Annotated in this window: 5 protein-coding genes; all 5 read left to right on the top strand. The window is 47.8% G+C overall.

What is annotated here, in order from left to right:
- Window positions 1-1,097 (top strand): aldose epimerase family protein (locus VLX91_08040; protein ID HUI30153.1); only part of this gene is annotated, 1,097 nt, incomplete at its 5' end.
- Window positions 1,098-1,177: 80 nt separating this feature from the next.
- On the top strand, window positions 1,178-2,884 hold the full coding sequence (locus VLX91_08035) for a ribulokinase (GenBank protein HUI30152.1): 1,707 nt from the start codon (window positions 1,178-1,180) through the stop codon (window positions 2,882-2,884).
- A complete protein-coding gene (locus VLX91_08030; GenBank protein ID HUI30151.1) occupies window positions 2,878-3,570 on the top strand; it encodes an L-ribulose-5-phosphate 4-epimerase in 693 nt (230 codons plus the stop codon). The genes VLX91_08035 and VLX91_08030 overlap by 7 nt, the downstream gene beginning before the upstream one ends.
- Before the next feature lie 60 nt (window positions 3,571-3,630).
- Window positions 3,631-5,136 (top strand): L-arabinose isomerase, encoded by a 1,506-nt coding sequence (gene araA / locus VLX91_08025; protein ID HUI30150.1) that lies wholly within the window; start codon window positions 3,631-3,633, stop codon window positions 5,134-5,136.
- A 339-nt stretch (window positions 5,137-5,475) separates the two neighbouring features.
- Window positions 5,476-12,174, top strand: coding sequence for a PAS domain S-box protein (locus VLX91_08020; GenBank protein HUI30149.1), 6,699 nt, complete (start codon window positions 5,476-5,478; stop codon window positions 12,172-12,174).
- Window positions 12,175-12,224 lie beyond the last annotated feature (50 nt).

The raw sequence follows: 12,224 nt of genomic DNA, 5'->3' as shown, positions 1-12,224 counted from the left end.
CAATTGCGTTGTGTCAATCAAATGAGAAAGCTGGATTAATGATCAGGAAAGAATTATTCGGAAAACTTTCGGATGGCAGGGAAGCTTATCTGTTTACTCTCAAGAATGAAGCTGGTATGACTGTAACGCTAACTGATTACGGGGCTTCGATCGTGTCCGTCAAGGTCCCGGACCGCGACGGCAAGCTTGCCGATGTTGCACTGGGTTACGACAGTCTGGCAGGTTATGTTAATGGTACCGTGTACTTCGGCGGAATTGTCGGAAGGTATGCCAACAGAATCGCCGGAGGGAAATTCACACTGGATGGGAAAACATATCAGGTGACCGTTAATGACGGACAAAATTGCCTGCATGGCGGCAAGATTGGTTTCAACAAGGTGCTGTGGACTGCCGAGCCAGCAGAATCGCCAGAGGGTTCTTCCGTGAGATTTACTTACGCGAGCAAGGACGGCGAGGAAGGGTTCCCCGGCACAGTTACTGTCACTGCCACATACACTCTGACAAAAGATAACGCGATCCGGATTGATTTCACCGGCACGACCGACAAGACTACAATATTGAATATGTGCAACCATTCTTACTTCAATTTGACCGGCGATCCCACCAAGACAATCCTTGACCATGAGCTGATGATAAACGCCGATAAGTTCACTCCGGTCGATAGCAACTTGATCCCGACCGGTGAACTTGCCAGTGTTGTAAACACTCCTTTTGATTTTCTGAAGCCCACAAGAATTGGCGCTCGCATAAATGATAACAACGATCAATTGAAAAAATGCAGAGGCTACGATCTGAACTGGGTTCTTAATGACTACACGAAAAAAATCCGTTTGGCTGCGGAGCTGTATGATCCGTCGAGCGGCAGGGTCATGGATGTTCTGACTGATCAGCCGGGCATTCAGTTTTACACCGGGAATTTCCTCAACGGCTCGGAGGTGGGGAAGAACGGAGTTAGATATCAATACAGGACCGGGCTTGCATTGGAGACTCAGCTCTATCCAGATTCTCCGAATAAACCAGGGTTCCCCTCGCCAACCCTTAAGCCGGGGGAGACTTACAGGACCACGACGATTTATAAATTTTCTGTAAAGAAGTAAAGTTTTTTTTGTAACCGCCACCTTCTCCGCATTTGCGCTTTAAGGTGGCGATCGCATACCGATCCTTGTACGAGTTCGCCATGAGTAAATTTGCTATCGGATTAGATTTTGGCACAAATTCCTGTCGATCATTAATTGTGGATCTCGCCGATGGAAAAGAATTGGCGAGCCATGTTTTCGATTATCCATCGGGTGATGCGGGAGTAATCGTTGACCCCGCCAATCCAAATCAAGCAAGGCAAAATCCAGCCGATTATCTTCTCGGGATTGAAATAACGGTGAAAGAGGCAATCAACAAGGCAAAAACGGCATCTCCGGATTTTTCGGCTGAGAATATTGTGGGAATCGGGGTCGACACGACGGGAAGCAGTCCGCTGCCTGTTGACCCGAAGGGTGTGCCACTATGCTTCCACGATGAATTTGAAGATCAGCCTGCAGCCATGGTATGGCTGTGGAAAGATCATACGAGTTATGCCGAAGCGGAGAAGATTACTGAATCGGCGGCAAAGATCCGTCCGGAATATCTTGCTAAAATCGGTGGGACTTATTCTTCCGAATGGTTCTGGAGCAAGATATGGCATTGTCAAAATGAAAATCCCGGAGTATTCAACGCTGCGTACAGTTTTGTAGAAATATGCGATTGGATCCCTGCCGTTCTCGTAGGCGATACGAATCCCGACCATATCAAGCGGGGTATCTGTGCCGCCGGACATAAGGCGATGTATAATGAAGGATGGGGTGGCTATCCTGATCCGGAATTTTTGAATGAACTTTCGACGGGATTAGGAAGAATACGCAGCAGCCTCACGATGCCTGCCTTTCCTACTGAAGAACGGGCGGGATATCTTTCCGGAGAATGGGCGACCAGGTTGGGTTTATCGACGAAAGTTTCCGTTGCCGTCGGTGCTTTTGATGCGCACATGGGGGCTGTCGGAGCGGGAGTGAAAGTCGGAACATTAGTGAAAATCTTGGGGACGAGCACATGCGACATCATGGTCTGGCCGAATAGCAAAAAACTGGGAGATATACCCGGCGTGTGTGGGGTCGTGAACGGCTCTGTTATGGATGGCTATTATGGAATCGAAGCAGGCCAATCTGGTGTAGGAGATATTTTCCTGTGGTTTGTTAACAATCTGGTTCCGGATGCATACGGCAGAACTCTTGAGGAGAAATTCTCGAATCTGGAAGATGCCGCCGAACGGCTAAAGCCGGGAGAGACCGGTTTGATGGCGCTTGACTGGAACAACGGAAACCGCACAATCCTTGTCGATGTGCGTTTGACGGGACTCCTTCTCGGACAAACGCTCCATACGCAGCCTCATGAAATTTACCGCACCTTACTGGAATCTACTGCGTACGGCGCCCTTGCAATCATCGATCGGATCGAGGAGAATGGAGTCTCAATCGACGAAGTCGTAAATTGCGGTGGACTTGCTGCTAAGAATTCTGTGCTTATGCAAATATATGCCGACGTTACCGGAAGGCCGATGGAGATTTCTCGAAGTGAACAAACGCCTGCACTCGGGGCGGCGATCTTCGCGGCGATCTCTGCCGGGAAAAAAGCAAGCGGTTTTGACAATATTACTCAAGCCCAAACGGTTATGACCGGAATAAATAAAACGTATCAACCCATCAAAGAAAATCACGAAGTGTACAAAAAGCTCTACGCAATTTACAGACAGATCCATGACGGATTCGGCACAACGGGCTGGCAGGGCAGCATGTTCAACGTGATGAAAGATTTGTTAGACATCAGAGATAAAGTGCACAAGGAAAATCAGTGTTAGAGAAACTGAAAGAGAAAGTACTCGAGGCAAATCTTTCGCTTTCGAAATATGGATTGATCGCCCTGACCTGGGGCAACGTCAGCGGGATTGATCGGGAAGAAGGATTGATTGTCATCAAGCCGAGCGGTGTCGAGTATGATGAGATGAGTGATCATGATATGGTGGTCGTCGATTTTAAGTGCAGAGTCGTCGAGGGGAAATTACGTCCGTCGTCCGACACACCGACTCACATCGAGTTGTACAAAGCCTTTCCGCAAATCGGAGGCATTACGCACACGCACAGCATCAATGCGACTGCATTCGCTCAGGCGGGCAAAGAAATTCCTTGTCTCGGTACAACTCATGCGGACCTTTTTTCCGGCGCTGTTCCCGTAACGCGACTTATGACAGAGGACGAGGTCGCATCGGCTTACGAGGAAAATACGGGAAAAATAATTGTGGAACGATTTAAAGAACTGGATCCAATGGCAATTCCGGCGGTACTGGTCGCGGGCCATGGCCCATTTTGCTGGGGAAAAGATCCGGAAGATTCGGTGGAGAATAGTCTTGCACTGGAACGCATCTCGGAGATTGCGCTGAAGACGCTGCAGATTAATCCGGACGCGGGTGAACTGCCGGAGTACATCTTGAAGAAGCATCATGAAAGAAAGCACGGGAAGAATGCCTATTATGGACAGAAGAAATGATCATATCTGTCTGTTAGGGGAAATGCCCAGTTCTCGAAATGTGAATAGAAAGAAGAGATTATGATCGATCTAAGAAAATATGAAGTTTGGTTCGCCACGGGGAGCCAGGATCTTTACGGTGAGGAGACTTTAAAAGAGGTCGCCGGGCACTCGAGAGAGATCGCAAGTTATTTGTCTAAGTTTCCTGAACTCCCTGTGAAAGTTGAATTCAAGCCCGTTTTGACTTCGCCGGATTCTGTTTACAAACTATGTTTGGATGTGAATAGTTCTCCCGATTGCATAGGAGTAATTTTTTGGATGCACACATTTTCACCTGCGAAGATGTGGATCGCGGGGTTGAAAGTCTTGCAGAAACCTTTCGTACACCTTCATACACAATTTAACCGTGACTTGCCGTGGGGTGAAATAGATATGGACTTCATGAATCTGAATCAGTCCGCTCATGGCGACCGAGAGTTTGGATTTATCTGTACCAGGATGGGCAAGAGCAGAAAAGTGATCGTGGGCCATTGGCAGGATGAATCGGTTCGTAAGAAGCTCGCGGTGTGGATGAGAGCCGCCGCCGCGAAATGTGATATGCAAGGCGGGACCATCGCGCGCTTCGGAGACAACATGCGCGAAGTCGCAGTTACCGAAGGTGACAAGGTCGAGGCCCAGATGAAGTTTGGTTATTCGGTCGCCGGATACGGCGTCGGTGACCTCGTCGATCTTGTGGATCAAGCATCTGATTCTGAGGTCGATAAGCTGATTGCGGAATACGAAAATAGGTACAAGGTATCCAAAGTGCTGCGAAAAGGCGGCGAGAAGCATCAATCGTTGAGAGAAGCAGCGAAGATCGAGATCGGGCTGAGGGCCTTTCTTGAGAGCGGAAACTTCACGGGATTTACAGATACTTTTGAAGATCTTCATGGATTGAGACAATTGCCGGGACTGGCAGCACAGCGGTTGATGGCAGACGGTTACGGCTTCGGGGCCGAGGGCGACTGGAAAACGGCAGCGTTGGTCCGTGCCGCGAAAGTAATGTCTGCCGGACTTAAAGGCGGCACATCATTCATGGAGGATTATACTTATCATTTTAATCCTGGACAAGATGGCATGGAGGTTCTCGGCGCTCACATGCTCGAGATTTGTGAATCGATCGCTGAGGGCAAACCATCTCTCGAGATTGCGCCGTTGTCTATCGGCGGTAAGGCTGATCCGCCTCGACTTGTTTTTGATACCCCTGTGGGGCCGGCGATAAATGCCACCATCATCGATGTCGGTGATCGGTTTCGGTTGATAGTGAATGAGGTGGTCGTAGTCCCGCCGAACGAGCCGCTGGCAAAATTACCCGTTGCACGCGCGGTCTGGATTCCTAAACCGAATTTGACGGTCGCTGCACACTCATGGATACTTGCTGGAGGTGCCCATCATACGGCCTTCAGCCAGAGCATTAGCGCGGAGTATCTGGAAGATTTCGCCGAGATGTTCGGAATGGAATATCTGTTAATCAACGATTCGACGAATATTTCCGAGTTCAAGAAAGAACTGAAATGGAACGATCTTTATTATTCATCCGGGCAATGACGGCTTCCGAGTAAAATTTCTGATCTAACAAGATTTTATTTAGTCTCTTCTTTATTCTATAATTCCCAATAAGCACGCAAATCTCAACAGCCAGAGTGAATGGCATGCTGATGTCGAGATGAGACTCGCAAGTGTTGAGCCTGATTCCCGAGCTAAAGTCTCTGATTTTTCTTACGATCTATCCTCATGGGGAGATTCGACAGGTATCCTGTGCTTGATGCTTTTGTGCATGTTGTTCATTAACTTAGAGCCGACAGAATTCATAGAGACTGATTTGTCGGCAGCGAGAAGTGTCCGATTTACAGGAATCTAGTGACATCTCATTTCACGGAGTAATATATGTTAAAGAACGCATCTTTCAACCTGATGTTGCGATCTGTTAGGGAGACCGTTTATTTAAGGAAGATTGGCAGTGATCCATCCCGTAGCAAGATAAGTTTTATCAGCGACAACGTAAAAAAACTTCTTGGCTACAAAGCAACAGATTTTGCAGAGAATCCCGGGCTCTGGATTTCTATCATTCACCCAGATGATGCAAGGCTTGTGGAGAGAGAAATCCAAAATGTTCTCACCAAAAAAGTTTCAAGCAAATCTAAAAAATCGATCCGGCTTACTTACAGGATTCGTCACAAGAAAACAAAAAGATATACTTGGGTTGAAGATGTTGTAACTCCGCAGTTCGATAAGAGCGGTCGAGGGGTTGGAATTGCAGGCTCGTTAACGGACATAAATGGGCAGAAGGAATCGGAATCATCCCCGGGAAAGGAAGTGTCCTCGACGTACATGTTTGAGAACGCGGCCTTCGGAATCTACCGCACCACTCCGGACGGGCGAATACTCTACGCTAATCGAGCACTGGTAAAAATGCTGGGGTTCGGAAGTTTAAGAGAATTAAAGGAACGCAATCTGAGTGAAGAAGGATTCGAGCCTCCCAGCACGCGCGAAGATTTTCTGCACCGCATAAGCAGTGAAGGGGTGGTCAGCGGATTTGAAGCAGTGTGGAAGAGGAAAGATGGGAACCTCCTTTTCGTTCGCGAGAGTGCACATGTCGTCCATGGCGAGGGCGGAATTTACTATGAGGGTACAGCCGAAGATATAACGGAAGTGAAATTAGCTCAAGAACGGATAGTCCGGCTGAATCAGATCTTGCGGACATTGTCCAATATTAATCAGCTTATCATAAGGAACTCGACTCCCGAGATCCTGTTCAACGAAGCTTGCCGCATTCTCGTGGAGGACGGAAAGTACCGCATGGCGTGGATCGGAGTTGTTGACGAAGGTCGTAAAGTGGTACACCCTATCGCGTGGAACGGGATAGACAGCGGGGCATTGAAAGAAATAATGATTGCTGCTGATGGAAAACCGGAGAAACACGGCTTGATTGTTGAGGCCATCCGAACGGGATTGGCCTCGGTCTCTAATGATTTAGAGAACGAATCGTTATACAAACTACGGCATGATGAAGAAAGAAGGCATGGCGTCCGTTCGGCGGGTGCTTTCCCGATACGAATCAGCGGCAATGTGGTCGGCGTCGTCAACGTTTTTGCCGGTTCGCCAAATAGCTTTTCTCAGGAAGAAGTTCACCTTTTGTCGGAACTCGCCGATGACATAGGATTTGCCCTATGGACGATCGAAGTGCGGGCAAGAGAGAAATCGACGTATGAGGCCATAAAGGACAGGGAGTTCTGGTTAAGCGAATCGCAGCGTGTTGCCAGGATCGGTTCTTACGTCTTCGATATCAAATCGGGAACGTATTCAACTTCACCGATGATCGATGAGATTTTAGGCGTCGATTCAGGATTCAAGCTTGACATAGATAATCTCATGAGCCTGGTCCATCCTGAGGAACGCGTGCAGCTTGCGGAATATTTCAAAGAGGTAATTTCCGAAAAAAAATCTTTCAATTTAGAATATCGGATCGTGAGACCCAGTGACAGGGTTGAGCGCTGGATGTGGTGTAGAGGAGAATTGATGCTTGATTCTGCCGGAGAGCCTGCAAGTTACTTCGGAACAATCCAAGATATCACAGACCGTAAGCGCGCGGAAGAGGCACAGGAGCGTGAGAGAATCTTGCTAAGGACCTTGATCGACCATTTGCCAAGCGCTGTATTCGTGAAGGACAAAGAATATCGAAAAACGATAGTCAATGATCAGCATGTGAAAAGTGTTGCCGCCCATCTCGGTCGCCTGGGACTGAACCCTGAACAGGACATTCTGGGTAAAACCGATTTCGATATCTATCCGAAGGAACTTGCAGAGAAATATCTTGAGGACGATCAAAAGATCATCCGTGACGGTGAGTCGATCCTGAACAAAGTGGAAACCGGCATCAAAGCAGATGGACGGCAGAGCTGGGTGTTAGTCTCAAAGGTCCCGCTTCGCGACAGGAATGGACAGATCGAAGGACTTGTCGGAATTACGACCGAGATAACTGCACAGAAGGAGGCGGAGGAGTTGCAGAAACGCGAGCGCATTCTCCTTAGAACCTTGATCGACAATTTGCCGCACTCGGTTTATGTGAAGGATAAAAACTACCATAAGATAATTGCGAATCCGGCTAATCTTGCTCACACAGGGTTAAAGTCCGAGGCAGAAATAATTGGTAAGACCGACTTTGACCTATTTCCAAAAGAAGAGGCGGAAAAATTCTTTATCGACGACCAGAGAGTCATCCGTGACGGGCGGCCAATCCTCAACAGAGAAGAATATGTCATTGATCCTGAGGGCAAAAAAATCTGGTTGCTCACAACAAAAGTACCTTTGAGGGACGAGGGTGGAACAATAGTTGGACTAATCGGCATCGGCATCGACATTACCGAGAGGAGAAGAGTGGAAGATATGCTGCGTGAGAGTGAAGAGCGCTTTCGCGCGATATTTGAAAACACCGCGATCGGTTTCTATCGTACCACACCGGATGGCCGAGTGCTTTTCGCCAATCCGGCCATGGTAAAAATTCTAGGCTTCCGAAATCTGGACGAATTGGTAAAATTCAATGTGGAAGAAGAAGGACATTATCAGGCCGCATATCCTCGCGCTAAGTTTCGTGAACTCATTGAACAGAAAGGATTTATAACGGGCCTCGAATCGAAGAAGATCAGACCTGATGGAAGCGTGTTCTGGGTGAGAGAAAATGCACGTGTTGTTTATGACACGGATGGCAAAGTAGCTTACTACGAAGGGACGCTTGAAGATATATCCGAACACAAGCAAGCTGAAGAAGCGCTGGAACGTGAGCGTGCACTTCTCAAGACTTTGATCGATAACTTGCCTTCCTCGGTATTTGTGAAAGATGGGGAATACAGGAAGACAGTCGTCAACAGAGCGCATGTGAGTCGCCTGTCGGAAGACACAAATCGTCCTGAGTTAGCCGAGTCAGAAATTCTGGGGAAGACCGATTTTGATCTTTATCCGAGAGAAGAGGCGGAAATTTACTTCCTTGACGATCAAAAGGTGCTCCAAGATGGACAGATTGTTTTAGACAGAGAAGAGCCGCGAACCTATTCAGATGGTAAGAAGCGCTGGATATCGGTTTCAAAAATTCCGATCAGAGCTAAGGCAGGCGAGATTGTCGGGCTCCTCGGGATCGTTTCGGATATCACCGAGCGCAAGCTTGCGGAAGAAGAGCGAGAGCGCGAGCGTATTCTCCTCAGGACTTTGATTGACAATATTCCGAACGCGATCTTTGTAAAGGACAAAGAATACCGAGAGGTTCTGGTGAACCGCGCTCATGTGCTGGCAGTGGGAAGCGTCCTCAAAAATATCGGCTCGACCTTTGACGACGATATCCTCGGTCGGACGGATTTTGAAGTGTATCCAAAAGAGATGGCCGAAAAGTTTTTCCTGGAGGATCGTAAAGTCATCGAGGATGGCATAGCTGTGATGGACAGGGAAGAATTCCGTGTCGACAAAAGTGGCAGCAAACACTGGGCGTTGGTAACAAAAATACCGCTGCGGGATGAAAAAGATAATATCAACGGTTTCGTGGGGATCACCACTGACATAACGAGCCAGAAAACAACCGAAGAGGCGCTCCGCGCATCCGAAGCCGAACTTCGTACTTTATTCGCTTCAATGAAAGATGTTGTGCTTGTTCTCGATAGCGATGGGAGATACGTAAAGGTAGCACCGACCGATCCTAAGTTGTTATACAAACCGGCTGCAGAACTGATTGGAAAGACTTTGCATGAAATTTTCAGTAAAGAGCAAGCCGACGAATTCTTGTCTATTACTCGAAAGGCGTTGGAAGCTGGCGAACTGCAGAACACGGAATACAAATTAGAAATCGACGGAAGGGAAACCTGGTTCAATGCAAGTCTCTCGAAGATGGATGAAGAAAGAGTTCTGCTGGTTGCGAGAGACATCACGGCTCACAAACAGGCAGAGGAAGCCCTGCGCAAATCGGAAGAGGTTCTGGCACAAATTACGACCTCTATCGATGACACAATTTATAGCATTGACGGACGGACGGCTGAATTCACTTATCTGAGTCCTGTCTTTGAACGAAAACTCGGATATTCTATTTCCGACATAGAGAAGATGGGTGGCAGATGGGCGTTCTTGAAGCAGGTGGTTCGATCCGAGAGTCCTGCTGGGGATGATCCCGTCGTTGCCGATTTACAAAAACACGTCGTTCAGGAAATACCCCTTTCGGAAAATTGGTGGAGGTGCAAAGACGGGACACTTCTCTATATCGAAGACAAGTCCGTTCCTATCTACGACGGGGAGCGATTGGTCAGAATAGACGGCGTTCTTCGAGATATTACCGAGTGGAAAACCGCGGAAGATGAAAAACAGCGCGAGCGCATCCTCCTCAGAACGCTGATAGACAATACTCCCTATGCGGTCTATATCAAGGATAAAGAATGCCGGAAGGTCACGTCCAACCCAACGGATGTTCACCTCGTGGGGCGCAACTCTGAGGAGGAAGTCCTTGGAAAAACCGATTTCGAATTTTTCCCCAGGGAGATTGCAGAGAAATTCTTTGCTGATGATCAGGCGGTCATTCGAGACGGCAAACCTGTCTTGAACAGGGAAGAATACTTGTACGACCATGAAGGGAAAAAGCATTGGCTGCTGACTTACAAGATTCCGTGGGTTGATGCAAAGGGAAACATCGTTGGACTTGTCGGAATGGGGGTTGATATCACTGAACGGAAGGCTGTCGAAGAGGCGTTACGTCGGTCGGAATCGGAATTGCGCACGCTCTTTGAGTCGATGAAAGATATAATCCTTGTACTCGACAAAGATGGCCGCTTCTTGAGGGTGGCCCCGACAGAAGATTCGCTATTATATAAGCCAAGTTCGGAACTCATGGGTAAGAAAAGCAATGAGATTTTCCCCAGAGAACAGGCAGACTATTTCGTCGATGTGATCCGTAAAACGCTCGAGAGCGGGGAACCTCAGAATGCGGAGTATTCCATAAACATTAGAGGAGAGGAAAAATGGCGAACGGCGACGGTGTCTCCATTGACGAATGATTCTGTGCTCTGGGTCGCGCGTGATATCACTGAAAGAAAATTGATGGAGAAAGAGCTTAGAGATTCGGAAAAGAAATACAGGGAGCTTGTGGAGAATGCGCTCGTGGCTGTTTACAGAACCACGTTGAGCGGAAGAATTATATACGCCAATAAAGCTATGGCGGATATGCTTGAATATAGTTCTCCAATGGAATTGATCTCAATTAGAGCTTATGATTTGTACAGAAATATCCGTGAAAGAGAATCCTTCGTCCAGGAACTGCGGACCCTTGGGGAAACTGGAAAAACAAATGAAGTCGAATGGGTTACAAAGACCGGGAAGATAAGAAACGTTCTTCTCAGTGCATCTTTGGATGGTGAAATAATATCGGGAATGGCAAAAGATATAACCGACATCAGAATGCTGGAGCAGCAGTTCCTGCAAACTCAAAAGTTGGAAGGCCTCGGCAACATAGCGGCGGGAATCGCGCATGACTTTAATAATATACTCGGCGTCATTCTCGGATATGCCGACCTGTTAACCCAGTCGGCATTTGATCAGAAAAAGTTCCAGCGCGGGACTCAGGCGATAATGAAATCTGCGGAGCGCGGCAAGTCGCTGGTGAAACAACTTCTGACATTCGCCCGAAAAACCGAGACAACTTTTGAGTCTGTTCAGGTGAATGAAATAGTTTCGGAATTAGAAAAACTTGTGGAAGAAACATTTCCCAAGACAGTAGTGATAACCACGGAGCTCCGGAATGACCTGCCGGTTTTCTCCGGTGATGCGACTCAAATTCATCAGGTGCTTTTGAATATTTGTGTGAATGCAAGAGACGCTATGCCAAGAGGGGGTAAGCTGACCATATCCACAAATGTGGTCTCGTGTGATACGCTGCTTCCCGTGTTTCCGGAAGCCTCTGCCGGCAAATACGTTGAAATACGTATCGAAGACAACGGAACGGGAATGGACGAAGAGACACGACGCAGGATCTTCGAACCATTTTTTACAACCAAAGAAGTAGGCAAGGGGACCGGACTCGGACTCTCCGTCGCTTATGGAATAATGCAGAGTCACAGAGGGTTTATCAGTGTCACGAGTGAGCCCAAGAAAGGATCGACGTTCTCCATTTATTTCCCGGTTTTCGAAGAACCCATTGAGAACGGTGTAACGATTCAACAGTCGCCGGAAGAAATATCTGGAGGGACAGATACCGTATTGATTATCGAGGATGAAGAGATGCTGAGAGACTTGCTTAAAGCGATACTCGAGCCCAAAGGATATAAAGTTTTAGCTGCGAGCGACGGACAGGAAGCCATGCAGACATTTCAAAAGAACAAGGATCAAATAGCCGTCGTTTTATCCGACCTCGGACTTCCGAAGTTGAGCGGTGAAGAAATAGTGTCGCATATCAAGCGTGTAAACCCTGAAGTCAAAGTCATAATGGCGAGCGGTTTTATTGATCCGGAGATCAGGTCAGTACTCGAAGCGGCAGGCGTCAAAGACTTTATTCAAAAACCTTATATGGCTAACGAAGTGCTGAAGGTGGTACGCGAGGCAATCGATAGAGGAAAAGTCTGAGCCCCGAACGATCGTCGACTTAAGATTTCTCAAAGAATCAATTTCCTGGA

It is taken from the genome of Candidatus Acidiferrales bacterium (genome assembly GCA_035515795.1).
Taxonomy (GTDB): Bacteria; Bacteroidota; Ignavibacteria; order Kryptoniales; family JAKASW01; genus JAKASW01.
The sequence above is the reverse complement of the archived record's forward strand: the minus strand, read 5'-3'. Positions and strand labels throughout refer to the sequence as shown.